The sequence below is a fragment of the Catenulispora rubra genome, from assembly GCF_015356825.1.
GTDB classification, from domain to species: Bacteria; Actinomycetota; Actinomycetes; order Streptomycetales; family Catenulisporaceae; genus Catenulispora; species Catenulispora rubra.
The window spans coordinates 46,358-72,989 of sequence record NZ_JAACYW010000013.1; the positions used below are offsets into that span (position 1 = coordinate 46,358).

Annotated in this window: 22 protein-coding genes and 1 pseudogene; 13 read left to right on the top strand and 10 right to left on the bottom strand. The window is 67.7% G+C overall.

Annotation, left to right across the window (positions count from 1 at the left end):
- Positions 1 to 32: 32 nt before the first annotated feature.
- From GWK61_RS06305 to GWK61_RS06315, 3 genes are read right to left on the bottom strand one after another with little or no spacing between them, the layout of a single operon-like run.
- Entirely contained in the window at positions 33 to 1,241 is a 1,209-nt protein-coding gene (locus GWK61_RS06305; protein WP_194906036.1) for a beta-ketoacyl-[acyl-carrier-protein] synthase family protein, read from the bottom strand.
- Between the two features lie 23 nt (positions 1,242 to 1,264).
- On the bottom strand, positions 1,265 to 1,516 hold the full coding sequence (locus GWK61_RS06310; protein WP_194905962.1) for a phosphopantetheine-binding protein: 252 nt from the start codon (positions 1,514 to 1,516) through the stop codon (positions 1,265 to 1,267).
- Positions 1,517 to 1,576: 60 nt separating this feature from the next.
- Positions 1,577 to 2,596, bottom strand: coding sequence for a beta-ketoacyl-ACP synthase III (locus GWK61_RS06315; protein WP_194905964.1), 1,020 nt, complete (start codon positions 2,594 to 2,596; stop codon positions 1,577 to 1,579).
- A 300-nt stretch (positions 2,597 to 2,896) separates the two neighbouring features.
- Between GWK61_RS06315 and GWK61_RS06320 the strand changes: the two genes are divergently transcribed.
- Genes GWK61_RS06320 through GWK61_RS06335 form a run of 4 tightly spaced genes read left to right on the top strand, consistent with a single transcriptional unit; the run spans position 2,897 to position 6,133 of the window.
- Positions 2,897 to 3,184 (top strand): hypothetical protein, encoded by a 288-nt coding sequence (locus GWK61_RS06320; RefSeq protein WP_194905967.1) that lies wholly within the window; start codon positions 2,897 to 2,899, stop codon positions 3,182 to 3,184.
- A gap of 12 nt (positions 3,185 to 3,196) precedes the next feature.
- Complete coding sequence (locus GWK61_RS06325; RefSeq protein ID WP_194905969.1) at positions 3,197 to 4,087, top strand: DUF6206 family protein; 891 nt, start codon at positions 3,197 to 3,199, stop codon at positions 4,085 to 4,087.
- The gene (locus tag GWK61_RS06330; protein ID WP_228561834.1) at positions 4,084 to 4,869 is read left to right on the top strand and encodes a 4'-phosphopantetheinyl transferase family protein; all 786 of its coding nucleotides are present in this window, start codon (positions 4,084 to 4,086) and stop codon (positions 4,867 to 4,869) included. Before GWK61_RS06325 ends, GWK61_RS06330 begins: the two co-directional genes overlap by 4 nt.
- Before the next feature lie 13 nt (positions 4,870 to 4,882).
- Positions 4,883 to 6,133, top strand: coding sequence for a nitroreductase family protein (locus GWK61_RS06335; protein WP_194905977.1), 1,251 nt, complete (start codon positions 4,883 to 4,885; stop codon positions 6,131 to 6,133).
- An 80-nt stretch (positions 6,134 to 6,213) separates the two neighbouring features.
- On the opposite strand, the pseudogene GWK61_RS61510 reads toward GWK61_RS06335, so the two are convergent.
- From GWK61_RS61510 to GWK61_RS06345, 3 genes and pseudogenes are all read right to left on the bottom strand, one after another.
- Positions 6,214 to 6,398, bottom strand: a pseudogene (locus GWK61_RS61510) (IS982 family transposase); the annotation flags it as partial.
- Positions 6,399 to 6,453: 55 nt separating this feature from the next.
- The gene (locus tag GWK61_RS06340; RefSeq protein ID WP_194905980.1) at positions 6,454 to 7,296 is read right to left on the bottom strand and encodes a hypothetical protein; all 843 of its coding nucleotides are present in this window, start codon (positions 7,294 to 7,296) and stop codon (positions 6,454 to 6,456) included.
- Between the two features lie 92 nt (positions 7,297 to 7,388).
- Positions 7,389 to 7,748: a PadR family transcriptional regulator gene (locus GWK61_RS06345; RefSeq protein WP_194905982.1), complete on the bottom strand. Its 360-nt coding sequence runs from the start codon at positions 7,746 to 7,748 to the stop codon at positions 7,389 to 7,391.
- Between the two features lie 403 nt (positions 7,749 to 8,151).
- Between GWK61_RS06345 and GWK61_RS06350 the strand changes: the two genes are divergently transcribed.
- The 6 genes from GWK61_RS06350 to GWK61_RS06370 all read left to right on the top strand — a co-directional run bounded on the left by GWK61_RS06350 (position 8,152) and on the right by GWK61_RS06370 (position 19,222).
- Positions 8,152 to 8,892, top strand: a complete 741-nt coding sequence (locus GWK61_RS06350) for a hypothetical protein (protein WP_194905984.1) — start codon at positions 8,152 to 8,154, stop codon at positions 8,890 to 8,892.
- A 238-nt stretch (positions 8,893 to 9,130) separates the two neighbouring features.
- On the top strand, positions 9,131 to 9,454 hold the full coding sequence (locus GWK61_RS06355; RefSeq protein ID WP_194905986.1) for a CU044_2847 family protein: 324 nt from the start codon (positions 9,131 to 9,133) through the stop codon (positions 9,452 to 9,454).
- An 88-nt stretch (positions 9,455 to 9,542) separates the two neighbouring features.
- Complete coding sequence (locus GWK61_RS06360) at positions 9,543 to 14,711, top strand: nSTAND1 domain-containing NTPase (RefSeq protein WP_369125559.1); 5,169 nt, start codon at positions 9,543 to 9,545, stop codon at positions 14,709 to 14,711.
- Positions 14,712 to 15,568: 857 nt separating this feature from the next.
- On the top strand, positions 15,569 to 16,777 hold the full coding sequence (locus GWK61_RS06365) for an ABC-three component system protein (RefSeq protein ID WP_194905990.1): 1,209 nt from the start codon (positions 15,569 to 15,571) through the stop codon (positions 16,775 to 16,777).
- A complete protein-coding gene (locus tag GWK61_RS60605) occupies positions 16,770 to 17,246 on the top strand; it encodes a three component ABC system middle component (protein WP_369125555.1) in 477 nt (158 codons plus the stop codon). Before GWK61_RS06365 ends, GWK61_RS60605 begins: the two co-directional genes overlap by 8 nt.
- Before the next feature lie 23 nt (positions 17,247 to 17,269).
- Complete coding sequence (locus GWK61_RS06370) at positions 17,270 to 19,222, top strand: DUF3732 domain-containing protein (protein ID WP_194905991.1); 1,953 nt, start codon at positions 17,270 to 17,272, stop codon at positions 19,220 to 19,222.
- Between the two features lie 280 nt (positions 19,223 to 19,502).
- Here the strand turns inward: GWK61_RS06370 and GWK61_RS06375 are convergent, their stop codons facing one another.
- The gene (locus GWK61_RS06375; protein WP_194905993.1) at positions 19,503 to 19,757 is read right to left on the bottom strand and encodes a tetratricopeptide repeat protein; all 255 of its coding nucleotides are present in this window, start codon (positions 19,755 to 19,757) and stop codon (positions 19,503 to 19,505) included.
- A 246-nt stretch (positions 19,758 to 20,003) separates the two neighbouring features.
- Positions 20,004 to 20,201, bottom strand: a complete 198-nt coding sequence (locus GWK61_RS60615) for a restriction endonuclease-related protein (RefSeq protein WP_194905997.1) — start codon at positions 20,199 to 20,201, stop codon at positions 20,004 to 20,006.
- A gap of 229 nt (positions 20,202 to 20,430) precedes the next feature.
- On the opposite strand from GWK61_RS60615, the gene GWK61_RS61665 reads away from it, so the two are divergent.
- Positions 20,431 to 20,688 carry an ADP-ribosylglycohydrolase family protein gene (locus tag GWK61_RS61665; protein ID WP_499699744.1) on the top strand — a complete coding sequence of 86 codons (258 nt, stop codon included), beginning with the start codon at positions 20,431 to 20,433 and terminating at the stop codon, positions 20,686 to 20,688.
- 128 nt (positions 20,689 to 20,816) lie between these two features.
- On the opposite strand, the gene GWK61_RS06390 is transcribed toward GWK61_RS61665, so the two are convergent.
- Positions 20,817 to 21,110 carry a hypothetical protein gene (locus GWK61_RS06390; protein ID WP_194905999.1) on the bottom strand — a complete coding sequence of 98 codons (294 nt, stop codon included), beginning with the start codon at positions 21,108 to 21,110 and terminating at the stop codon, positions 20,817 to 20,819.
- Positions 21,111 to 21,275: 165 nt separating this feature from the next.
- The gene (locus GWK61_RS06395; protein WP_194906001.1) at positions 21,276 to 21,422 is read right to left on the bottom strand and encodes a hypothetical protein; all 147 of its coding nucleotides are present in this window, start codon (positions 21,420 to 21,422) and stop codon (positions 21,276 to 21,278) included.
- 886 nt (positions 21,423 to 22,308) lie between these two features.
- Between GWK61_RS06395 and GWK61_RS06400 the strand changes: the two genes are divergently transcribed.
- Together GWK61_RS06400 and GWK61_RS06405 are read left to right on the top strand one after the other, a co-directional pair.
- Entirely contained in the window at positions 22,309 to 22,689 is a 381-nt protein-coding gene (locus GWK61_RS06400) for a hypothetical protein (protein WP_194906003.1), read from the top strand.
- Between the two features lie 22 nt (positions 22,690 to 22,711).
- On the top strand, positions 22,712 to 25,789 hold the full coding sequence (locus GWK61_RS06405; protein WP_194906005.1) for a helix-turn-helix transcriptional regulator: 3,078 nt from the start codon (positions 22,712 to 22,714) through the stop codon (positions 25,787 to 25,789).
- Positions 25,790 to 26,632: the final 843 nt, after the last annotated feature.

Below are 26,632 nucleotides of genomic sequence, written 5' to 3' on the forward strand. Positions count from 1 at the left end.
TTGCCCAGCCGGGACGTTGTGCCCGGCACTGTCTAGGCGCGGGTGAGAACCAGCACCGCGTTCTGGCCGCCGAACCCGAACGAGTTGCTCACCGCCACCTCGATGGGCCGGCGGCGCGGCTCCTTGGCGACGACGTCCAAGTCGATCTCCGGGTCGAGAGCTTCCAGATTGGCCGTCGGCGGGATGGTCCCGGTCTGCAGCGCCAGCGCCGTGAAGGCTGCCTCGATCGCGCCGGCGGCGCCGAGTGCGTGACCGACCACGCCCTTGGTGGACGTCACCGCGGCCTTGTCGCCGAGCACGGCGCGCAGCATGCGGCCCTCGGCCGCGTCGTTCAACGGGGTCGACGTGCCGTGCGCGTTGACGTGCTCGACCTCGTCCGGGGCCACGCCGGCCCGGGCCAGCGCGGTCAGGAGCGCCTGGCGGGCGCCCTTACCGTCCGGATCCGGGGTGGTCATGTGGTGGGCGTCGGCCGAAGCGCCGTAACCGGCGATGGTGGCGCGGACCGTGGCCCGGCGGGCGCGGGCGTCGGCGGCCCGCTCCAGGACCAGGATGCCGCTGCCTTCGGCGATGACGAACCCGTCCCGGCCGGCGTCGAATGGACGAGACGCGGCCGCCGGATCGCCGGTGTTCGCCGACAGCGCGCCCATCTGCGCGAACCCGGTGGCGATCAGTGGCGTGACCGCCGCCTCGGTACCGCCGGCGATCACCACGTCGCAACTCCCGTCGCCGAGCAGCTGCATCGCGGTCCCGATCGCGGTCGCGCCCGAGGCGCAGGCCGTGGCGGTGACCAGGTTGGGGCCGGTGGCCCGCAGTTCGATGCCGAGGTGGCCGGCCACCATGTTCGGCACCAGCATCGGGATGAGCAGCGCCGACACCGCACGCGGGCCGTCGCGCAGGCTGGTGCGCAGCTGGGCCTCGCCGGTCGCGGTGCCTCCGACCCCGCAGCCGATGACGATGCCGACGCGCGCCCCGTCCCAGGTGTGCGGGTCGAGCCCGGCGTCGGTCACGGCTTCGCGGGCCGCGGTGACGGCCAGCTGGACGAACCGGTCGTGGATCAGGCGGCTGCGACGGCCGACGTGCTTGCCCGGGTCGAATCCCGGGACGGTGCACGAGATGTCGACGGGGAGGCCGGCCAGGTTCGGGTCGTGCCGCGCGGTGGAGACGCCCGCGCACACCCCTTCCCAGCTCGCCCGCACGCCGATCCCGGCCGCGGTGACCAGTCCGATCCCGGTCACCGCGATCTCCGGCTGCGAACCCCGGGCTGTCACCTGGTACCCGCTGTGGCGACCTGCTCGCGGATGATGTCCACGGCGCGTTCCAGAGAGTCCTGTGCACTGATCGCGTCGTCGGGGATGGGGGCCTGGACCTCGCGTTCGACCACCAGCAGCAGTTCCACCAGGAACAGCGAGTCGACTTCGAGGTCTTCGAAGGTGACGCCGGGTCGGATCTGCTCGGGAAGGACCTCGAACTTCTCCACGAGGAGTGCGACGAGGGTTTCGTACGTCAAGTCAGCCATAGCCTGCTCCTAGTCGTGCGTCTGGTGTTGCCCGGTCGGGGACGAAACCGCCGGGCCTGATCACGGATGGGTGAGGTCGGGCCAGGTGAGCACTGTGGAACCCCAGGTGAGGCCGCCGCCGAAGGCGGACAGCAGGAGTCGGTCGCCGGGCTTGAACCGGCCGGCCTGATGGGCCTGGTCGAGGGCCAGGGGGATGGAGGCCGCCGAGGTGTTGCCGACCTCTGCGATGTTGGCGAGTACCCGGTTCTCGGGGATGCCCAGGGCGTCGGCGAGGCTGAGCAGGATCCGCAGGTTCGCCTGGTGGCAGGCCAGCCAGTCGACGTCGCCGGCCTGCCAGCCCGCCCGGGCCAGCACCGCTCCGGCGGACCGGGCCATGCGCTCGACCGCCTGGCGGAACACCTCGCGGCCGGCCATGGAGAAGTACTCGTCGCCGGGGGCGGGTGTCAGGCAGCTGCGACGTTGTTCGGCGCCGCCGGCGCGCACGGTGATCAGGTCCCGGCCGGTGCCGTCGCTGCCCAGGTCGAACGGGCCGATCGTGCCGTTGCCGGGGGCCTGGCCAGCCTCATCGGACTCGGTGGCACGCAGCACCATCGCCCCGGCGCCGTCGCCGAAGATGACGGAGGTGGTGCGGTCGGCGGGGTTGAGGATCGTCGAGAAGGTCTCGGCGCCGATCACCAGGACCGTGTCGACGCAGCTCATGGCGAGCAGCCCGCAGGCGGTGGCGAGCGCGTAGACGAAGCCGGTGCACACCGCCTGCACGTCGTAGGCCGGACGGCCGACCAGGCCGAGCTTGGCCGCGACCGCCGGCGCCGTGGCCGGGCAGGGCCGGTCCGGGGTGGTGGTGGCGAGCACCACGGCGTCCACCTCGGCCAGGCCCGCCGACTTCATCGCCCGGGCCCCGGCCTCGGCGGCCAGGTCCGACGTGGTCGTGCCGGGTTCGGCGAAGTACCGCTGGCGGATCCCGGTACGCATCCTGATCCACTCGTCCGAGGTGTCCATCTGAGTGGCCAGCTGCGCGTTGGGCACGCAGCGCGGCGGCAGGAAGCTACCGATACCGGCGAGAACTGCCGATCTTGTCATCGGTCACCTCCAGGGGACGTCAGCGAAGCCCTACCGTCGTGGTCTGGTATCGCGAAGGGGAAGCGCCTCTTACGGGCCACTCGGGCCGGACAGGCACGGCAATCACTGTCGCAGCTGAGGCTGACCGAACGCTTTCAGCTCCTTGACCGCCCGCGAACAGCCCTGATGACACCCGGTGGTGAAAGGAAGCTGTAAGCACTCTGTCAAAGCCGCATGCCACGGTGGACCCGTCCTGGTGGCACGCGATCGGCGACGACACACGCGTCCACCCCACGACCGCCCATGAACGGAGTCAGGCCCATGACATCCCAGACCAGCCTGCGGCGCCTGCTCGTCGCCTCCTGCGCCGGAGCCGCGACCGTCGTCGTGCTGCCCCGGGCCATCCCGATGCTGGCCGATACCGGCCTGCTCCGCCCGCCCGCGCACGACGACCTGGAGAACGAGTCGTCTGCGGAGGCGGCAGACCCGCCTACGCACCGATCGGGCCGGAAAGCCGCCGTCCTCGCGGTCGGCCTGGCCTACCCCACGTACCGGGCCTGGCGAGTCACGCGCAGGCTGCGGACTCGGTTCAGCACCGAAGCGAACTGACGGCAGGCGCGAATGAGCCTCGTGGTACCCGCCCGCGAACTAGCCGCCCTCGAAACGGATGTGCAGGCCGCCCTGGCCGCCGGCGATCAGGGATCTCTCGACGTGCTCGGGTACGGCGAGGTCACCCTCGTGCTGCGCCGCGACACCGAACACGGCTCGTTCGCCTGCAAACGCCTGCCCATCTTCCCGGACGGCAAGCGGCTCGACCGCTACCGCTCCTCACTGGACACCTACCTGCGGCTCCTGCAGGAGCGCGGCTTGCACGTCGCCGAGACGGCCCTGTGGCATATGACGCTGCCCGACGGTCGAGTCGTCGCCTACTGCCTCCAAGAGGCACTGCCTTCCAAGCGCCTGTGCTCCGCTCTCCTGCACAGCGAAAGCGAGCGATGGGCCGACGACTTCTTCTCACGCTTCCTGGACCACGTGCAGCAGACGGTCACGCCCAGCCTGGGGCTCGACGCGCAGGCCTCGAACTGGATCGACCTCGACGGCCGACTGCACTACCTGGATGTGACCACGCCGCTGCTGCGGGACGCGCACGGCAGCGAACTCCTAGACGTGCGGCTTTTCTTCACGTCCCTGCCGTGGCTGCTCCGCAACCCGGTGCGTCTGGCGGTCGGCAGCTCCATCTTCGACAAGTTCTACACGCTGCGCGGTGTCGTGCTGGACTTCCTCGGCAACCTGATCAAGGAAGGCCTCGACGAGCTGATCCCCCGCTTCGTCGAGCACGCCAACGCCCGCCTCGACGAGCCCCTCACCGTTGACGAGGTCGCCGCCTACTATCGCGGCGACGCCCGAATGTGGGAACTGATTCAGCGGCTCCGCAAAGCCGATCGGTTCTGGCAACGCCGGGTACGCCGCCGGATCTACCCCTTCCTGCTGCCCCCGGTGGACAGACGGTGACCGCCGCGATCGCACCGGACCCGACGCTCGTGGACGACGGACACGGCCTGCAGCAGCAGCTGGTCCTGGACCCGGCGCACCCGCTGCACCTGGCGTGCGTCCCGGACCTGCCGACGCTCGCGGTGGTGTCGATCGCGTGGCTGCGCGCCCGTGAGGAGTCGGTCCGGGCCGAACTGAGCCACCGGCACCTCACACCCCAGGAGCGGGCGCGAGCGGGCACCTTCTCCCGCGAGGCCCGCAGGATCGAATGGCTCGCGGGGCGACTCGCGGTCAAACACGCCGTCACCACCCACCTCAACCGCACGTCCGGCCAGACCGCCGAGACCTCGGCGATCGAGGTCCGCGCGGTGGCGTCCGGGCCGCGCGCGGGCAAGCCGTTCGTCGACGCGCCCGTGGAAGTCGGCCTGTCGCACTCGGGCGACTTCGCCATCGCCGCGTGCGGTGCCGGCCCCCTCGGCATCGACTTGGAGTGCGGCCGGGACGTCGGCCCGGTGCTGACCCAGGTGCTGGACGAGTCCCGGCCCTCGGGCGACCCCGGCGGGCGACTGAGCACGATCCCGGCCACCTTGCACTGGGCCTGCAAGGAGGCAGTGCTCAAGCACTTCGGATTCGGCCTGCGCATCGACAGCCGCGAGGTGGTGCTCACCGAATGGCTCCCCGACGGCCGCTTCTCCTGGCGGCCAGGGCCGACACTGCGTCGCCGCACCGTTTCAAGCCCCTATCCGGCGCACAGCATCGCGCACCAGATCGCCGGTTATTCCCTGGCACTCGTCTGGCGATGAGGGAGACCCACCAGTGAACCGCACCGGGCCACAGCCATCACGCACTCCAGTCCGCCTCCGCGCCAACGGCGTTCCCCTGCCGACAGGCTCCTCCTTCCAACAAGCGCTCGTCGAGGCCGCGGCCGTCGCCAACCTCAGCCCCTCGTCGCACAACTGCCAGCCCTGGGGCCACGCCTGGCTGAAGAGCGATCGGGCGAAGGCGTCGGCGTATGAACTACTCGATCTTCTCCCCGGCCACGACGACGCCACCGCCGGCGACCCGGACAACATCTACCTCGCGCTCGCTCAAGACACTGACCGCAGTCTCACCGCGCTCCCCGCACACTCCGCCGAAATGCACCTCAGCTGCGGCAGCTACTGGCACCTCCTGCTGCGTGCACTGGCCGCCCAAGGCTGGGTGCCGACAGCCGTCCACCACATCGAGCCGGAAGCCTTGGACCACGCGGCGCACCGAGCCGCGGCCGACTCCGACTGGCCGCGCAACTGGCGCATGCTCAGCCTTGCTGTGCTGAGCCGAACCGGCATCCCACGGTCCGCCGATCTCACCGATCTCCGCGCCACAGCAACAGCCAGACACACCAACCGTGCCCCCTACCGTGACCTGCGCGTAGCCCCGGAGGCCTTGCACGAACTGGCGCACCTGTCCCCCACAGCCTGGGCCACGAGCAACCCACCGCACGTGACGGTCCGCCACCTGCGATCACCCGTAGAGCTGCGGCGCCTCGCGACCTTCATCGCCCACCACGCAGGCAGGGACTTCAGCGACTCCGCAGCCTGGCGCGAGACCCACTCGTACTTCCGCTGGAGCGCCGAGGACGCCGCGGCACGCCCGGACGGCTTCACCCCCGAACAGGTCTTCGGCGCCGTGTCTACGCCCCGCCGACTACTGGCGCGCGTCGCCCTGAACCCCGCCGCACTCCCCCACCTCTGCCGACTGGGTTTCGACCGCTATCTGGGCACCCAGCTCGCAAAAACCGTACACACCACCCCCGTGATCACGGCAGCCGGCCTACCCACCGATACCCCGACCGCCCCCGACCTCCTCAGCGCCGGCATGTGGCTCGCAAACTACTGGCTCACCGCCACCCAAGCAGGCCTGGCACTCCATCCGCTGAGCATCCTGACGCAACATGAAGACCTTCGCAGCGAGCTCCAACAACGCTTCGGCCTACCTGGCAGGACGTTCTTCGTGGCCCGACTCGGCCACCCGACGACCACCACAGCTGCGACGCTGCGACATACCGCTGCAACCCTCACCCTGTGACAATTCTCGCAGGCCTTTGAGTGTGGCTCCACCAAGAACACCGACGGTACCCAGGGCGCGACGCGCGGCTGGCCGCCTCGCCGGATGATCCGCTTGACCAGCGGCAGTGCGGAGCGCAACCGCTGGTTGTAGGCCGATCGGGTCGGCAGGTACGGAAACATGCCGGTCAGGCGTTTGGTCGCGTACCGCGTCCACCGGCACTCCCGTACTCATCGTCGATCTTCATGTAAAGGGCGATGACGAGGGTCTCCAGGTCCTGATTCACACCCAGATCATGGGGCCCTCGCCCTATCTCGCGCCTACCTCGGGAGTAATTCGGCTCAGGTGGTCTGGCCTCGGCTCGCGAGGCGCCGTCTCGCGATCGACAGCGCGGCAAGGAGCACGGGGCCCATGAGCACCGCGCCATACGTTGCGGTTCGAGGGCCCACGCCGCCGAAGGAATACCAGGGGCTGGTCAGCTGCCATAGCACCTGCGGCGCCATGTATCCCAGAAAGGCGACCGCCGTCGCCACCGGCCACACCGGCGACTTCCACGCCTGGACGCATACCGGCACCGCCAAGGCCAGCACGAACGCGCCCAGCACTGCGCCCTCATACGAGTTGATGAGCCGCCGTGTGTCATTCGACACCACGAAGTCGATGTTGAGAAACACGGCCATACCGGCCATCGGGACGAGGGCGGCGATCCATCTGAGCTGGTGCCGCACCGGCGAGGCACCAGCTCCGAACGCCAGGAGAACGGCGACAGTGCCCAGCAGCACCGGAATCATGCCGAACAGAAAACCATGGATGACGCAGCCGATCGCCATGATCAGACACAGGGCGACCGCGAGCGCACGACCCGATCGGCGCATCCCGGCGACCAACGCCGCGTAGACGATGATCCATCCCGCCCCGGCGCAGGCGAGCAACGCCGTATGCCAGAAAGTGTTCGATCCGTCCATGGTGTGCCCGCTGGTGGCTGCGGCCACGAATACTGCGCCGGTCCCATTCACCGCCAGCAGCAGCACACTGAGTAGCGCCATGACTCGCATCGTCTCGGCACGCGTATTCGGTGACGCGGGCGCCGACGCTACCCCGGCATGGGTCCGCACTCCCAGCGTAGCCAGGCTGAGCACTTCGCCGAGGGCCGGCCAGCGCCGCCCCTCGCCGGCCGTGTCCATGAGAGCGCCGAGGAGTTCCTCCCCGCGCGCTTCCCGATACGACTTCGGCAAAACCCTCAGCAGCCGCCGATACCGCCGCTGCAGAACGTTGCTCATACGATCCCTCCCGCCGGGGCACGCCGCAACGTCCCCCTCTTCCGCAGCCTGTCCAGCGCCACCACTGCCTGTTGGGCGAGCCGGTCCGCCTCCTCCGCGAGGACCTGCGCCCCGGTGTCGGTCAGCCGGTAGTACCGGCGCAGGCGTCCCGAGACCGTCTCCTCAGCGTCCAGGACCAGCAGACCCTCGCCGGACAGCCTTTCCAGCGCGCCATAGAGAGTGCCTACACGCAGTTGGGTGCGGCCGTCGGAGAGGCGCTCGACCTCCTGGATGATCCCGTATCCGTGCAGGGGTCCGTCCACGAGCACGGTGAGGATCTGGAACGTCCGCTCCGTCCGTCCACTCGATAAACTCATGCACGATATATATCGGCAGCCGAGTGGTCGGCGCAAGAGACGGAACCGGGATCAGCACGGATACCGGCACAACCTCACCGAGGCGCCAGCCACCCGCTCACTGAGCACTTCGGAACAACTCCTCTGGTCGCGCCACTGATGGCGCGGCACGGGATGCAGTTGTAGATGCCTGAGCTCGATGGGGCGGTGCACCCGGCGGTCGACACCATCGAGAGGCTGATGGACCTGTTGGGCATCTTGGCCCGCCGGGAGGTGGTGCGGACCAGGCAGCGCGCCACCAACGCCATGACCGTCCAGGTCCTAGAGCAGGGCCGCTACGAGGGCGGGCCGGGTGCCATACGGCGACCTACTCACCGATGCCGGCCCGCACCTCAACCGACGCCTGGCCTGGCGTGGAGTCCGGTTGCAGCGGTTCGCCACCAACCCGACCGCAGCGTCGATCGTGCGGTGGTTGTTCACGATGCGGTTGCAGGAGATGAGCCTGGCCGGGATCACCACGGCCCTGAACAACACGGCGAAGCATCAGTATCAGCTCAAAGGGCTGCTGTGCGGCACACAATGCGGACGCCGGCTCGAAGGGCACCGGACCAATGCCGTTGCCAGCTACCAATGTCGGCACGACCACACCAGTGCCACGGACTCCAGTGTGCCACGGCCGAGGAACACCTACCTGCGCGAGGACCGCGTCCTGGCCAAGCCGGCGCTGCTCCACCACATGCTCACCGCCGCCGCACCAGCCGCGGTTGTCACCAGCGCACCTGCCAGCGCCACCCAACCCATCCCACCGAGCCCTGAGGAGCTGACCGACCACCTGCATACACACGCACTCGTGCTTCGCTACGACCCCAGAACACGGACGCTAAAGACCAGCAGCGAACACCCGGTGCCCATCACCTCTGATCGGAACGACACATCGGACAGTCGGGACGACGCAATAGGGAAGGAGGAGCCGGCTGCACACGACTTGCCGTCATGTCATGACTGTCGTCAAGGAACGCACTCGCTGGGAGGTGAGAGGAGGCACGACCAGCGTCCGGGATCGCGCGAGAAGAAGCTCGGGTGCCAGATAGGACAGCCCAAAGGCAGCCCGATATGGAGTAATTGTGCATCCGCATATGATCATCGCCAGATCCGAAACACGTGATCCCTCAAACCGTCGCGCTGCTCGTGTCTCACACCACGGACGTACCGCCGGACCGAACGCCTGTCAGCCCTCATCCACATCCACGCCACCCCCTAGAGTTCAGTAGTTCTCCCGGCTCGGCTTGGCCGATTGGACCCGATACGGTTCAGCGGTCGACTAATCTGGTCCCGTTTCGCTCGGGCGGCGCGTCAGCGGTGCCAGGTCAAGCAGCTGATCGTGCGACTATGTTGGGGGACTGATGGCGAGTCTTGCGCGGATACCGTTGGATGACGGCGGCTACATGTTGTTCGAGGCTCCGGCGGTGGGCGGCCCGGTTAAGGCCAGTGGCCTGGGGGACACGATTCGCGAACTGCCACAGACCCTTGGCAGCCTGCTGGAACCGGTCAAGGCGACCGGTCAGGTGCTGCTCGATCATCTCAAGGCGGCCGGGCCCGGGGAGTTGGAAGTCGAGTTCGGGTTGGATCTGACCGCACAGGCTGGAGTGGTGATCGCCAAGACCGGGACGGCTTGCCATCTGAAAGTAAAGCTCAAGTGGAAGAAGGGCCAGGACGACGAGTCCTGAGCCCGTGAGCGCCGAGTCTGTGGCCGGCGACGTTCGGCCGTCCGACTTGCTCGCAGCGGTCGCGCAGGTGCTCACCCCGACTGGCGAGGTGGCCGGCTCGGCCTTTCTGGTCGACCAGGGTGAGTTGTCAGCCGGCGAAGAGGCGATTGCTCTCAGTTGTGCGCATGTGCTGATGGCGGCCGGGGCCGGACCCGGCGAGCAAGTACTTCTACGCTTTCCGCATGTGCCGCAGGCGCCGAGTGTGCTCGCGGACGTGGAGCCAGCCGGGTGGCGGCCGGCAGAGGCTGCTGATGTCGCGGTGCTTCGGCTGGTTGTACCGCCGTCGGTCCGTGGCTTGCGGCTGGGAGCGGCGCGCGGTACCGGGGGGCGGAAGGTGGTCGCCTTCGGGTTTCCCAGTCAGGCACCGCCCGGCGGCCACCACGGCTATGCGGTGGTCGGCGGCCTACTGCCCGGCGGCTCCGAGGTGGGTACCTTGCTTCAGCTGACCGCCGCCAACGACCTGACTACTGGGTTCAGCGGCGGCCCGGTCCGGGATGAGCTGACGGGGCTGGTGATCGGCATGGTCACCGCGGTCACGTCGCCCGACGGCTTGGCGCGAGGTCAGCAGATTTGCTATGCCACCCCGACTGAGGAGTTGCGCGCCACCTGGCCTGGGCTGCAGGTTGGTGAGCTGTGCCCGTACATGGGACTGGCCCCGTTTGAGGCTGAGCACGCGCAGTGGTTCTTCGGGCGTAGTGAAGCTGTTGCGCGGCTGTTGGAGTTCCTGGCCGCGGCCCCGCCCGTGCTGATGGTGTTGGGGCCCTCCGGGGCCGGCAAATCTTCGCTGGTGCGGGCCGGGCTGGTGCCGCAGCTGGCCGCCGGCGCGCTGCCAGGCAGTGACCGGTGGCCGGTACTGCTGGTCCGGCCGGGTACCGGACTGCCCGGAGAACTTGCGGCGGCGGGCCTGCCAGGCGCCGCCACCGACCTGCCGGCGGCGTTGGCGCAACGAATAGCGGACCTTGATCCCGGCACCCGGCTTCTCCTGGTCATCGACCAGTTCGAGGAGCTGCTCACTCGCTCCGGTCCGGATGCGACGGCGGAGCTGGAGTTGATCAGCGCGGCGGTACGGGCCCATCCGGCACTGCGCACAGTGCTGGTGATACGGGACGACTTCTATCCTCGACTCGCAGCGCTGGCGCCGGAATTGCTTGAGGCTGCGCGGTCCGGGCTGTGCAACATCCCCGCCACGGTGAGCCGAGCCGAACTGGTCGACATGGTCGAGCGGCCGGCCGCACTGGTGGGACTGCGGTTCCAGGCAGGACTCGCCGAGCTGATCGTCCGAGACGCGCTGGCAGCCGAGCCGACTGCCGGACCGGGCGGGCTGGCGTCGAGCACTCTGCTGGCGCCGCTGCAACTGGCGCTGTACCAGCTGTGGGAAAGACGCGAGGACGCTTTCCTCACCCACACCATGTACCTGCAGATCGGCCGGCTGAGCGGAGGGCTGGCGGCATCATGCGACACGGTGATGGAGGGCCTGACGGAGCAACAGCGACCGATCGCGCGACGGATACTCACTTCGCTGGTGCGTCCGTCCGACGAGGCTCGACGGATCCCCGCGGTGCGTCAGCAGGTGACGGTGGCCGAACTGCGGATGCTCGCGGCAGGGCCAAGTACGCGCCCTGCTAAGAGGCGGAGGCGGGAGGGTCGTACGCGAGGGCTCCGGTATCTCATGGCATCGGTGTGGAAGCCGCGTCGGCATTCGGCAGAGCCGCCGGACGAACCCGGTCGTGGAATCTGGCAGCGAGCACGCCAAGCAGTAGGGATGCCCAGGCGGGAGTCGCTGTTCGCGGTTGGTAAGCAAATGTCGGCGGGGATCAGAGCCACGTTCACCCGGATGCTGCGGCGACAGAAGCAGGCGTCCGCGACCGGCCGTGAGGTGGGCGACAGCTCGGAGGCAGTGGACCAGGTGCTCGCCGAGCTGGTCCGCCAACGGATTGTCACCACCCGGGTTCTGGAGATTCCGGACGGCCCGCCGGTCGCTGAGTTGGTCCACGACGCGCTGATCAGGGACTGGGGCGCGTTGCGCTCCTGGGTGGATGAGGACCATCGATTTCAGGAGTGGCTGCGCCGCGCGGATGAGCAACGCAAGGCTTGGGAACAGCATCAGATCAACGGCGACCTGCTGGATGGGACGGCGCTTGCCGAAGGCCTGGAGTGGCAGAGTCAGCGCAACCTGCCCGCCGGCCTGCGCCAGTTTCTGGCTGCGAGCTTGCGCAGCCAGCGGGCCAGAGCTCGCCGGGCGAAGCAGCTGATCGCTGCACTGGCGTGTTTCCTGGCGTTGTCGTTGATCGGCGCTGGCATGTTCGGCATTGAATGGCGGGCGACGGTCAGCGCCCAGAACGCGTCCCAGTCCCGGGTATACGCTGCCCAGTCTCAGGCGATACGGCAGGTCAACCCGGAACTGTCAGGACTGCTGGCGATCGAGGCGTACCGGACCAGTCCCACCCCTGAAGCGGTGCAGAGCCTTTACGCAGCCTCTGACAGTCCGATGCGGCGGCTGCTGACGCCGGCCGCCCCTGCCTACGCCGTCGCTGTGAGCCCGGACTCACGTACCGCCGTAGTGGGCCAAAGCACAAACGGAGCCCAACTGTGGGATCTGACGACCGGTCGTACGTTGTTCGCCCTCCGTGACCCCAACGCGGTCTGGGCGGTGGCCTTCAGCCCGGACGGCAAGACTGTGGCGACCGGGTCCAACACCGGCGACATCCAACTGTGGAACAACGCCGACGGCCACCAACTCCACCTCTACCACTCAACGGATGGCATCGGGGTCTACAACCTCTCCTTCAGCCCGGACGGCACAACCCTGGCAGCAGCAGACAGCGGGCCAGACGTCGGGCTGTTCACCGTCGCCGACGGGACCAGCCACCGACTGGACATACCTTCCAGTACTACAGACGGAACGACTGAGAACGTGGAGTCCGTCACTTACTCGCCGGATGGCAAGACCTTGGCGATCGGCACCAGCGATGGCGTGGTGCGGCTCTGGAACCTGAGCACCAACCAGCACCGTGACCTGACCGGCCATACCGACACGGTGAACTCGGTGACATTCAGTCCGGACGGCACGCTCCTGGCCAGCGGGAGCGGTGACGGGACCGTTCGGCTGTGGAAGGTCGGTGACGGCACAAGCCGCGTCTTGCTCGGTCACACCGATGCGGTCAACTCCGTCGCGTTCAGTCCCGACGGAAAGACCGTCGCCAGCGCGTCCGGAGACCAGAGCGTGCGGCTGTGGGACGTAGACACGGGAGCAGGGCGCAGCCTGACCGGGCACAGCGACACCGTATGGCAGACCGTGTTCAGCAAGGACGGAAAGACTCTGGTCAGTGCCGGAGGCGACGGGGTGCGGATCTGGGACCCGGTCGATCGTCGCAGCCGGGCTCTGACGGGAGTCAGAAGTGTGCAGGCGCTCGCGTTCGCGCCGGACGGGAACAGCCTCGCCGGCGGCGACGAGAACGGCTCGATACGCGTATGGGATGTGACGACGGGGCGGACCAGCCAGGTGCTGACGCCGAACACAGGGCTGTTCGCGGTAGCCAGTCGGCCGAACAGCTACGAGATGGCGGTGGGCCGAAAGGACGGCACTGTAGCGATGGTCGGCTACGACGCCTCCAACGGAGGTCAACTCACTATGCTGACGACGTTCGGCGCGCATCACGGCCAGGTGGATTCTGTGGCGTTCAGTCCGGACGGCCGAACGCTGGCGACTGCGGGCGCCGACACCATGGTACGGCTGTGGGATTCGGACACCCTGCAGTTGAAGGCCACCTTGACCGGGCACACCGACGCGGTGGTGTGCGTTGCTTTCAGTCCGGACGGGCGCACGCTGGCCAGCGGCAGTGCGGACCACACGATCCGCTTGTGGGACCTGGCCAGCGGCCACAGCCGAGTACTCACCGGACACACCGACTCGGTGGAGTCGATCGCATTCGATCCGGACGGGCGCACGCTGGCCACCGGCAGCTCCGACCACACGACCCGGTTGTGGGACCTGGCCAGCGGCCACAGCCGAGTACTCACCGGACACACCGACTCGGTGGAGTCGATCGCATTCGATCGGGACGGGCGCACGCTGGCCACCGGTAGTGCGGACCACACGATCCGGTTGTGGGACCTGGCCAGCGGCCGCAGCCGAGTACTCACCGGACACACGGGGGCCGTCTGGGCATTGGCTTTCGACGGCTCCGGCGGCCTGGCCAGCGTGAGCGCGGACGAAACGGTGCGACTGTGGGACACCGTCACGGGCACACAGCGCATGGTGCTCACCGGGCATACCGGCGCGGTCTGGGGGATCGATCTCGCTCCCGATCAGAAGAACTGGATCACGGTGAGCGAGGATCAGTCGGTCCGGGAGTGGAGTCTTTCCGGGCACCTGCAGAACACCATGAACATCACTACGGGCCAGGCCGCTGCGATCACGTTCAGCCCAGACGGCCACACCGTCGCCGCGGCGGCAGACGGCGTGGTCCGAGAGTGGGACCTGACCGCCGATCAACCGACCGCCCGGGCACTCGTCGGCTCATCCCCGGCAGCGATCGCACTGGCCTATCGCCACGATGGTGGCCTGGTCGCTGCAGGCGGCGTTGACGTCCAGGTCTGGGACACGGCGGCCGGGCAGAGTCGGGACTACCGCACCGACGGCAGCAGAAGCGTAGCGGCCCTTGCCCCAGACGGACGCGCAGTCGCAGTCAATAATTCCGTTGATCCCGTGCAAATACTCCACCCGGACGGTACAAGGCTCGCAGAGCTCCCCAATGACTCTGCCACAGTGATCGCCACCGCGTTCAGCTCGGACGATCGCACCTTCGCCGGTGCCGACGCGGCCGGCCACATCCGGCTGTGGGACCTCACCACGTTGAAATCACGGATTTTACCTGGGCCCGCTGAAGCGTTGACCGCACTCACGTTCAGCCCGGACGGTCGCACTCTGGCCGGTGTGGCCGCGGACCGGACAGTCAGGTTATGGGACATCGCCAGCGCCCAGAACCTGGCCATCGGAGAGCAGCTAGGCGCACCGTACGCCGAGACGTTCAGCCCGGTCGGTCACACATTGGCCACGGGTGGCGACGACACGTCAGTCCGCCTGTGGGACGTCTCACCACCGGACCCGCAGGACGCCATCTATACCATTTGCCAGGAAGTCGGACGAAACATTACTTCTGACGAGGCCCAACTCTATCTGCACACCTCGAACCCGCCCATCCTCTGTGCGAGCTGATTTCATTCCGTAGCCGTAGATTGCCAGGCTGAGTCGTTCGACCGACGTGTCGAACGACCGCGACGGGCCGACCACTACGGGCGATGCGGGCCAGGGCTTCGGAGCGCGGCAGAGCCTCCTTCAGAAGCGCGCCGGGTTTGGTCCTGGCGACGTGCTCTGGGTTTGAGACGGTCGGGATGCCGGACAGTTGTTGATTCAGCACGCTGGGAGGGAAGGGATCTGTGCCCCGTTCTTGCACCCCGGAATTGTGCAAGAGGGTCCTGGGCCTGGTCGACGCTCGCCAGCCGACGCGGAGATCGCCGGAATGCTCGGCATCAACGATCAGACGATACGGAACTGGCGCCATGCCCACCGGGGTGGGCCTCGCCGCTCGACCGTCGCCGCGTCGTCTTGGCGGTACAACCGGGCGCCCCTCGTACTACAACTATGCCAGGACCTTGACGCAGCGCGCCGTCCTGCGCAGCTGATGGCCGCCGTAGGCGCGCCACACCGTAGCCGAATCGGCGTTCGATCGATGCCAAGGAGAGCCATGCCCCTACGAATCCCTGGGTGGATTACCCGGCCCGCCTGGCGCTGGAATGCGGATCCCCATCACGTGTATCGGGGGACGACTTCAGACGGGCTTTAGCGCCTTGAGGCTGTCGCGAGACGCGATGGCTGATTCGGCCACCCTGTATCGGCAGTCTGTTTGCGTGGTGCTACGTTACGATGAACGGAGCCGTCTCCCGACTCGTTGGGGATCAAACGCTCCGGCCTTGTTGCGGCCGTGACGGCTGGTGGGGGGCCCGCTGCCGGAACACGTCAATCGCGAAGTGGGGAACGTGGCGCGATCAGGATCGCATTCGGCGGCCGGTCAGATGACCGGGTATCTGTACCAGTGCGAACTGGCTTTGCTGGGGCTTGCGGAGCGCAGTTGGGTCGACATCACGATCGAAGTCCGTATGGAAGTTCTCGATGACATCGAGTTCCTGCACGGCGCCACCAGCGACCCGTTGGAACTGCTCCAGTCGAAGCACCGCGAGCGAGCCGGACGATTCAGCGAAACAGGCAAGGATTTCTGGCGCTCCGTAGCCTCATGGATTGATGCCCTGACCGCCCTTGGCCGTTTGTCGACAGGCACAATGCCCCAGCTGCGTTTGATCACGACACAGGTAACAGCTGAGGGCGACTTCCTTCGCCTCCTGCGTCCCGGTCCGGGCCGTTCCGTCGATGACGCTCTGACCCGCATGTATCAGATCGCGCAGGCAACAGATCCTGACAATACGGCGAATGATCGTAGGAAGTTCGCGGACTTGACGCCGTCGCAACGCCGCCGACTCGTTGCGGCTGTTGAAATAAACGACGCCTACCCGGTGATGTCGGACCTTGATTCTAGTCTGGCTCGAGCACTGGGGATCAGGCCGGGCGAACACGCACACGCCATTCTCCATGACGTCAAGGGGTGGTGGTATAGCGTGGCAGTCGAGCTGCTGGACCGTAAATCAGCGCGCGCCAGCGTCACCGCGCAGGAGCTCCAGTGTCGGCTGCAGGAGATCACAGACCGGTACGCGGGGACGAACCTTCCGGTCACCGAGTCGCTGCGCCGCCTTACAACGGCGGAGATCGCCGTGTACGAACACGACCTCGTTGTCGCTCAGATGCGATGGATCGGCGTCAAGGACCGCGGCATCGCGACCCACCTGCGGGACTACTACTTCTCCCGCGCCCAGCGCTCGAGTTGGCTGCGCACGTTCAAGATCACGGAGGAGGGGCTCGGGCAGTACGAGAGGCTTCTGTGGGACGAATGGGATCACGTCTTCAGCCGTCATATCAACGCCATCGAGGATGACACGCCCCCGGAGCAACGTGCCGCAGCTGGCAGGCGCGTGCTGGATGACACCATGGACAGGGTCGCCGGCATTCCGGCTCGCCCGGGTAGCAACACCGAAGGATGGATCGGCCGGGGAACGATGCACGGTCTCGCGGATCGGGCGCAGGTCACCAATGAGGAATCCGTGGGCTGGCATCCTAATTATCCCGATCTGTGCCTGGAGCACGACTCGCGCAGAGCCGGCGACCATGGCTGATCGTCGTGCTCCCGAAGCGCAGGCCCTTTTCAACACTGCCTTCGGTGCCTACCTTCTGTCCACCGGCGTCCATGCCGCCACTAAGAAGGCCGGCCGCCCGCTGCCTTTTCCCAACGCCTTCCTTATCCTGCCGCTTGTACTTCCACCCGACTCACGCGGGGATCTACCCGTCCAGGCCGTTTACTCTCTGTCTGCTTGGCTCACTGACCACCCTCGGCACCAGGCTGCCTTCGCACAGCGGGCTGTGGCACTGACCGACTTCACCCGCGCCAGCCTGCGTACTGCTGTGCGCCATGCCGCTATCGAGGTCACCGCCACGGGACTCCGTTGCCCTCGCGCGCCGAGAGCGGCCTCGACAGCGGAGAGTGAGGAAGTCGCGGACTGCGCTCGTCGTGCCGGTCTGGTGGGGCGCTGGCTCGCTGTCGTCGATCCTGTCTTGTCCTTCACGCTGCTCGGCGTCCGTCCCTGACTTCAAGGAGTCTACGAACCACCATGCAACTGCTCGCCCTGGCCCTTTATCACCGAGACGGCAGACCCACCCCGAGGGTTGTGCGGTTTCAACCCGGGGCGCTCAACATCCTCACCGGCGAGTCCGAGACCGGTAAGTCGGAAATCCTCGACATCGTCGACTACTGCCTGGGGCGTGGCAATCCCAGTCTGCCGGACGAGCCGATTGATCAGACCGTCGGTTGGTACGCGCTCCTTGTCGAATTCGGCGACAGCCGGATGCTGCTTGCACGGCCGCGTCCCGCAGGCGCCTCAACCACGCAGGCAATGATTCGTACCGGTGGTCACAGCCTCGACCTTCCTCCTGCCAACGAGCTGACGCCCAACTCGAATGTTGCAGCACTCCGCAGTCAGCTCAGTGCCCGCCTCGGAATCGAAGACTTCCAGTTCCAGCCGCCTCCGGGCGCGGCCCGCTCATCTTTCGCTGTCTCGATCGCCCAAGCGGCGTTGCTCTGCTTCCAGAACCAAAACGAGATCGCCGACAAGAAAGCACTGTTCCACCGCCAAACAGAAGACGGTATCGCACAAACGTTGAAGGACACTCTGCCCTACTTTCTCGGCGCCGCCGGCCCCGAGCAGGCTTTACGTCTCCACCGTCTCAACGGGGCACAGCGCGAACTACGCGCGGCACAACGCAAGCTGGACGACGCTCAACGCCGTCGCGATTCGGTGGACGCGGCCGGTGTCGCCCTTCTACGGCTCGCCCAGAACGAAGGTCTGCTGGATCATGTTCCGGCGGCTCCTGACGCCGAAGATATTCGCGCACTGCTCGAACAAGCCTTGACCATCACGGTAACGGCTGTGGGCCCGTCGGATCTCCGGGACCAGCGGCAGGGGCTGATCGACGAGCGGCGGGATCTGCGTGAAGCACTACAACAACTCGACGAACAACTTGCCCTGGTGGATCGCTGGCAGAAGCAGGGGGAAGCCCTGACCGGAGAACTTCATCTGCAGCTCGGCCGTCTCCAGTCGATCAACCTCCTGGGTCCGGAACGCGATCACGACTTCGCCGTGTGTCCGCTGTGTTCGCATACCCTGGAGGAGCCGGACGCATCTGCGGCTGAGATCCTTGCTCTCGGAGCGCAGGTCTCGGAGGAGCTGGATCATGTTCAGACTATTCAGCCGATCAGGGAGGAGCACCGCAGAGCATTGCAGGACGGTCGGTTCGCGGTGGTCGAACGACTTCGGGTCAACGGCGCGCAACTTCGAGAACTTGCCGCCAGTGACGAGCGCATGCGCGATCTCCAAGACCAGCATGTGCGCATGGCTCGTGTTCAGGGGCGAATTGACCAAGCCCTATCCGCAGGCGTCGAATCGTCAGTCGGCAATATCCGCGAACTCCGTCACAACCTGCATCTCGCTCAAGAGACCGTTGCCATGTTGCAGGCACGGATTGACGAGGACGATGTCACGGCGGAGACGGAGCGGCGGCTGACTGACGTCGCGCACCTCATGACCAGCTGGGCCAAGCAGCTGAAGCTCGGGCAAGCCAACTTGGCGGACGAGGTCACGATCAGCTTGAACCAGCTGAACGTCGTAGTGCGACGCCCTGAGGGACGCCTCCCGCTGAACCGGATAGGAAGCGCGAAGAACTGGATCGGCTACCACATGGTCGCCCATCTCGCGCTGCACACCTATCTCCACCGCCACGGCCGACCCGTTCCCGGCTTCCTCATGTTAGATCAACCCACTCAGGCATTCTTTCCCGCGAAGATCAGAGATGCCAGCACGGTTGAGGACGCCGACTGGGACACGGTGACCGCGTACTTCAAGCTCCTCAGGGAGGTCGCCGAACTCAACGAAGGCACTTTGCAAATCATTGTATGCGACCACGCGAATCTGACTGAAGAGGCGTGGTTCCAGGAGGCTATCGTCGAGAACTGGCGACCGGTCGATGGTCAGCGCAAGGCACTGATCCCAAACGACTGGACCGGCTGATCGCTACGACACCGGTTTCGTCTCGTAGGGTCGCGATCCTGAGGCACGAGCTGGACCAAGGGGCCGGCCTGGCACGGTCGGGACGGGGACCAGCGCTGGACCCCGGCCAGGGTTGTAACACCCAGCTCACTCAACCGCCAGCGGGACACCATCCACGACGACGACCGAGTCCTCGCAACCGGCAAGGCCCAGATCAGAACCGCCCACGGTAAGCTCAAGAGACTAGCGTTACGTCAGCCAAGGTCGGGTGTAAACCAGGAACGCCACCTCAAGAACCTTGTCACGATATACACCATGGTGGGGTCGCCGAACGCATGCCGGCAAGGCATCGGTCCACAACAAGGCCGACCTCGTCGAACTGACGGCAGGAGGCCAGGGCGATGGCCAAGTTCAGGTCGCCATTCAGGACGTCCGGATGCTCCTCACCGAAGAGATCGGCCTCGATCGCCCGGACCTCGCCTAAGAGTAGCGCGGCGTCCCCGTACCTTCCGAGGCGTACCAGCGCCTTGGCATAGTTGAAGCGCGCGATGGCCAAGTCAGCTCTCACGGCGTCGACGCAGGCCTCAAGAAAGCTCGGCCGCCCTGCTGAACGCAGGCAGTGCAGACTGCAAAGCGCCTCGCTCCGATTCGAGTCGAGCCCTGCATCCGGTACCGGCGGGACACCGTATCCAGCAGCGGCATCTGCGACGCACGGTAGTCCGGGACCGCGGGATAGTCGGCGCCTTCGGCATCGCCGGGCTGTGCGTACACCAGCCGTCCCAGCGTCGCCGATGCGTAGTCCTCAACGTCGGCCGTGAACACCTTCTCTCGCCCTGGCCTGTACCTGCCGGACGTGAGCAGGTCCACCGTCGGCCGAAACGTGCAGATCGAAGGCGTCCAGACCAGGCCACAGCTGCGCGTCCAGGCCGCGGGTCCGCAACGCCTTGTACAGGGCAAGCTCCGCCGGGCCCGGGACGGTGGTGTACCGCCAGATGCTCACCCAGCTGATCCGCGACAGGGATGCGGCTCGACCGGATCCTCATCATCGGACAACGCCACCCGCGCTGGCTACTACGCGCACCGGATGACGACGCCTCAGAGTGCTGCTGACCGAATACCGACCCGCGTCATGAGAGCTCAGGCCGACACCAGTATCAGCGTTTTCGACCGGGACAGGCGTCCGCGACGCCCGCCACCCGCTCCCCCTCGAACGCCAAAAGCAGTGGATAGTGCGGCTGGAGGAGGAACAGGAGAAGCCGACGCACGCGTTCCAGCCGAACGGCTTCGTCGCGTCAGCGCTACAGCCAGCCTGGTCAGCGATCTATTGCACCCGGGTCTCCGAACGCCCCGAGGACCACTTCCGGCCCGCTTTGGAGGCCTCGGTCCGCGTCAGCGACGACACCGACACCGTCGCCGCCATCCCCGGTCCTACGGCGGCGTTATCCCGGCCGAATCGCGGCAGAAGGTCCACGGCCGGCCGGAACTGAACGTCGACAGCCGGGCTCGGCCGGCAGCCCGGACCAATGGTTTGACCGACTGTCCGCACGCCGCCGGCCCCGTTCAAGCCAGGGCCGACGGCGTGGGCCCGTGTACCGGGCCGCCTGCCCGAGGCCGGTTAAGCGGGGCACAGTCCCTTCATGTTCGCGTACCACGTCCCATCGGACAGTTGCCCGTCCGAGACCAGGACCGGATGTGTGATGTCGCAGGCATCGTACAACTGCGCTTCCGCGTCCGCCTCCGCAGCGGCCAGGGTGGCGCCGTGTCCGCTCCGCCATGCGATAGGGCCCACCCATGCCGGGTGGACCGAGCCGGACCGCGACGAAGTCGCGTTCGCGGCAGTCGCGCCGGCCAGGGATGAGGCGCCTATCAAGACGGCGACGACACCGATGACGATTCTGCGAGACTTCATGCGGTTCTCCCTAACGGAGGAAGGCGGCGTGTGTGCCGCGCTCGGTCCTGGTCTGCTGACATGTTCCGATGACGAGGACGACAATGGCAAAAACCCGTCTCCTCGGCATGCGTGGCGACCACCCAAATTCCTCGCGCGGTCCCTCATGTTTGTCGGCCAGGCAGGTCAGGGCTCGTACGCAAGGGTCAGGGCTGTGGGCACCGTCCGCGGGAACGCCACGCTCTGCAGCCCGTTTCCCACTCCCGTCCGCACCGAGCCCGGCGCACCCCAGAACACCGCGCCGTCGGCCATCAGGTCCGGCAGTCGCGCCACACGCTGTTCCAACGTCGCGCGGACCTGGGCGCTGCCGTCCGCAAGCAGCGTGAGGGCCTCAAGGATTCCGAACTCGCAGTGAAAGACGGTCGCATCGGCAATCCGTCCGACCGCTGCCGGCCCGCCAGGCCGTGGCGCCAGCTGTCATCGTCCGCAGCCGACGGTGCAGCGGCCGGGGGCACCTCGGCGAGCACCCGCCCCGCGAGATCGGCGGCCAGTCCAGCAGCACACTGAGCCGACTGCCCCTAAGCGGCTCCACCCATCCCGCTGAAGCCGGCTCCGATCGCGGCCAGGCGCCGCAGCCGCGGTGAGCGGATCGACGCTGCGCCGGAGAGGCCAGATCCCGGCGTTCCGCCGCCATCAGCCGCCCCGCACCGTCGAATTGGGCTTCGAGCTCGGCCGAGTCGTCCCTCAGCGATCGACGTGCTCCTGGGTCGGCCGGGAACGAACCGGGCGATGAAGGCGGCGGTACGGCCGAGTTGGGCGCAGAAGGAGTCGGCTTCCCAGCACATCGCGTCATACACCTCCCTGAAACCCCACAGCGGGCCGTCCAGGCACAGGGCCGGATCCAGCGAAATCTCGTCGCGAACTCGGCGGTTCGGCTACCCGGCAATCCGCCGCCACTGAGCCCTGAGATGTCCTACACCACATCTCCGCCGCGCATGAGAGTGAGAGGCAACAGTGTCCTGAGCACAGACAACTCCTGCGCGACACCCGCAGGATCGTGACCGACGAGCATAGACCGCCGGGCCCCGGTTGCAGCAGGGTCTCGGTCTCGATGAGTGGCGGCTGATCGCCGTGCGCGAACATTCTCGGCGTGGATGTCCGTGGGGTTCCTCGGCGTGCAGCAGAGCCTGCAGCGCTCCTTGCCTGCGGTGGCAGCGCTGTGCCTGCGCGGCCGGTCGTCATCGAACCGGGCTGCGATCTCAGCCCGGACGCGTGCGGCGACACCACAGGGCATTGTCGCAGGGCCCTGTCCCGCGCCCCTCGACGCATCATTCATTTCAGCTATGATGATGAGGGTTTGATCCTCACGATGGGAGCGGAGATGAATAGGCCGGTGCCGGAGACGGGGCTGGATCCCTCCGCCACCGAATCATCGAGTGCCGACAACGTCAGTGGCGAACCCGCCGCTGCCACCCCGGCCCCGCAGCACCAGGTCGGTACGAAGGCGATGGCGCTCGCCGGATTCGCCACCCTCGTCCTCGCCGAGGGCTGTCCGACGAACCACACGATTGCCACCATCGTCCACCGCACCGTCGATTGACGGCGCGCGGCCGGTCGCGGCAATGGGAGCGTCATCGGTCGCGCCGACCGAAACGTCCCCGCGGACACTCGGCGACGACCAGGCGACGCCGATGATCGGCCGGGTTGCAGAACTCGGAGCGATCTGCACGTTGTTCGCCCCGTCAGCGAACGCCGACACGCACCGTGCGCGCGGTGGCGTACTGTTCGTCGTCGGCGAGCACGGGATCGGCAAGACGCGGCTGGTCACCGAGGCCGCCGCGCGGGCCCGCGACTGTGGTGTCAAGGTTCTGCGAGGCCGCGCTCCCCGCTCCGGGAGCGCCGGCCTGCGACCGTTCGTCGAAGCCCTGCTCGGCCTGGCCCGCGCGGGATTCACGCCGTCGGACCGCCTCGGACCCTATCTCGCGGTCCTGGGGCAGCTGGTCCCCGACTGGCGCGGCGCCGGTCCGGACGGCGGGCCCACACCGTCCTGCGTCTACGGCGAGGCGATCCTGCGGGTCCTCGACGAGGCCGGCGACAACGGCGTCCTGCTGGTCCTGGAAGACCTGCACGACGCCGACACCGACACCCTCGCGGTCCTGGAGTACCTCGTCGACAACATCGGCGGCCGGCAAGCGGCCGTGGTCTGCACGCTGCGGGACGGCCCGTCGCCCGCCTTGGATCTCGCCGACTACGCACGGCGGGCCGATCAGCGGGCTCTGCTGACGCTGTCCCGGCTCGGGACGCAGCACATCGCAGAGCTCTGTGCTGCCGAACTGGGCACGACCGCGGCCACGCTGTCCGCCGAGCTGCGCACCGCTGTGGTCCGGGCCGGCGCGGGCAACCCGCTGCTCGCCGCGGAGATCCTCCGCGAGCAGGCCGACCGGGGAAACCTGGTCTGCCGGGCCGGGCTCTGGGACCTCGTGGCATCCGTGCCCATGGGCGCTCCTCGGACGCTGGCCCGGGTCGTGGCCGACCACCTCCGAGAGTGCGCACCGACGACCCGGGACCTGCTGCAGTCGGCGTCGGTCCTCGGCGAGGAGTTCCCGCCCGACCTGCTCGGCGCGGCGGCACGGATCGCGGCCCCGGACCTGCGGTCCGCTCTGGACCACGCGGCCCGCCATCGGTATCTCGTCGCCGGCTCCCGTCCCGACCGGGTGGCCTGGCGGCACCCGTTGATCGCACAGGCCGTGCGGGACCAGCTGACACCCCCGGTGCACCGGGACCTGGCCCTGGCCGCGGCGGAGGCGATCGGTGCGATGGGTCCGCACGCCGGCCCCGACTGGACGCTGCGTGCGGCCGAGCTACGCGAAGACGGTGGAGACATCCTGGGAGCCGCCGACTTGTTCGCCGAGGCGGGCGTCCGGGCGCTGCGCGAGGGGGCACCGGCCGTTGCCGTCGAGCTGCTGACGCGGGCCCGGCGATGTCAGGGATCGAAAACATCCGACTCCCGCTGGGCACAACTCCTCGGACACCTGGTCGCCGCGCTCGGAATGCAAGGCCGGCATCACGAAGCACTTGCCTTCGCCGCCGAGGTGCAAGCCGTCACGGGACCTGGTCCGGGACCGGTACCCGATGTCGTCCGTGCCGGTCTCGGCGCGGACACCCGTCCCGGGAGCCCGGACACCCCCGCCGCGGGACACCGGATCGCAGCCACTCCCCCGTCCTGCCTGTCACCGGGGCCGGCCCCGGCAGCCATCGCCGATCTGGAGGTCGCGTTCGCGCGCGTCGCGACGCGCGCCAGCCGGCCGGACCGCGTGCTGGTCCATGTCCGGGCCGCCCGCGACGCCGTCGGCCGGAGCCGCGACGTCAGGAGGGACGCGGAACTGGACATCATCCAGGCCGGTGCCCTCCTGGAATTCCCCGGCCGCGCGGCCGAGGCGGAGCGGTTGGCTGTCCGGGCCCTGACCGCAGCCGAGCATGCCGGACTGCCCACTGTCCAAGCCGAGGCTCTGCTGTTGCTCGGGCGCTGCCGCCAGAGTGTGCAGCCAGCGGAGTCGGCGGAGTGCTACCGGCGGGCCCACCTGCTGGCGCAAACCCACGACCTTCCGGGGCCGCGGCTGGAGGCGCGGCTGGTCATTGGTGCGTACGAGTGGATGTGGCACGCCGATCCGACCGGGCTGGTCGCTGCCGGAGCCGAGGCTGAGGCACAAGGCGCCGTCATCGAGGCGCTGCAGGTACGATTGTCGCTGGCGGTGGACGCGCTGTTCCGCGGCCGGTTCGCCGAGACCGAGGACGTGCTGGACGCGACGTGGCCCGAGCTGGCACGGCTGCGCCTGGTCGGGCTGGGCAGCTATGCGCTGGCCGTGCGGGCCCTGCTGTCCGCTCACCGCGGACAGGAGGCAGCGTTGGCGCTGGATGTGGCCGGTTTCGACCGCTGGCGGGGTGACCGGGACGACGAGTCCCCGTTGGTGCACGGCCTGGCGCAGGGAATGAATGCTCTGATTCACGGCGACGTCGGGACGGCGTGCCGACACTTCCGCACCCTTCCCCCGCCCGACGCCGACGACCGCCCCAAGTATCAACTGAGCGGACAGTACGGGCTGGGTCTGCTGGCACGGACGGTCCACGGATCAGCGGGATGGCGTGAATACACGGCGGCGCGAATCCGACCACCGGCCCGGCTGCCTTGGAACGCCCAATACCTGTGGCTTGTGAATGCCCTGCTGTCCGGCCGGGACAACGACCGGGCCGGCGCCGAGTACGCACTCGCCGAAGCACTATGTGCGTCCGAAGCCTTCACGCCCGCCCGCCACCTGAGCCTGTTGTTGGTGGCGACCGCCGCGGCACGCGACGGCTGGGGCGAACCGGCGCGCTGGCTGCAAGAGGCCGAGGCGTACTACACCAGCCAGGAGGTCCCGTCGGCCGTCCGCGTCTGCCGCGACGCGCTCCGCGAGCTGGGCCAACCGCTGCGGCAGCGCCGCCGGGGCTGCCACGAAGTGCCGCAGCGGCTGTGGAGCCAGGGGGTCACGGTCCGGGAGTACGAGGTGCTGCTCGGCGTCGCAATGGGACGCACGAACAAAGAGGTCGCCGCGCAGCTGCATTTGTCGCACCGCACGGTGGAACGGCATGTCGCGAACCTGATGGCGAAGACCGGTGCGGGGAATCGTCGGGAGCTGGGGGCGTTGATGACTGGGGCCTGAGGGAAGACCTGCCTGGCACTCCTATTCCGCGGGTCTTGAATGCTCGAATCTCGCGGTTTCGCAGGGTCGCTCTGGCGGCTGCGACAGATGACGTTCGAACCGAGCGGCCTTAACAGTGGCCGTAGAGTGGACTGCAGATGAGCGTCTTACGACGCAGGTACGGAACCTGCATCAGCGAGGCCAGTCGGCGGAGCCGATCACCAGGACGCTCGGAGTGGGTGTCGCGAACGTCGTCGGCGTGCTCAACGGAGCCGTTGCGGTGTCGGACCGTGGCGAGCCGCGCTGCTGGGTGAACAATGCCGGGTGGGGCCGCAGAGTGGATCTCGCCGGTGCGTCGCCAGTGGGCGGGCCTGGATCTCGGGGCTGCTGATGCGGAGGAGGTACATGGCCTGGTCGCCAGGCTTGTCGCCGCGGACAGCCCGCGCCCGGCCAAGGCACAAGTCGTCGGGCTCGTGCTGGTTATGTCCAAGAGCGGAAGGTCAGACATCAGCGCTGTACGTTCTGCATCGTCCAATCCCTCGGCAAGCACTTCCTGAAGCCTCTGAAGAACGACGGCCATCGCGTTCCGAGAGGGAGCGGCGTTCCGCTCGACGACGGCCGATCCGGCGTCCACCGGCAGGATCCTTGGACTCGACGAGTCCTGACGCGTCGAGGCGGCGCAGTGGCCGCCGCCTTGGCCGCGACCGCGAATCAGCTGCCCGACATCCTGATGGTTGAGTCGGACGACGATACGCCACTGACCGTTGTCGCGCCGAAGAAGTAGCGCAGACTCCAGCACCATGGGGATCGCGCGAGGGCGCGTCTTCAACGCGCCAGCACTACCAGCGGGTTTCGACCAAGACG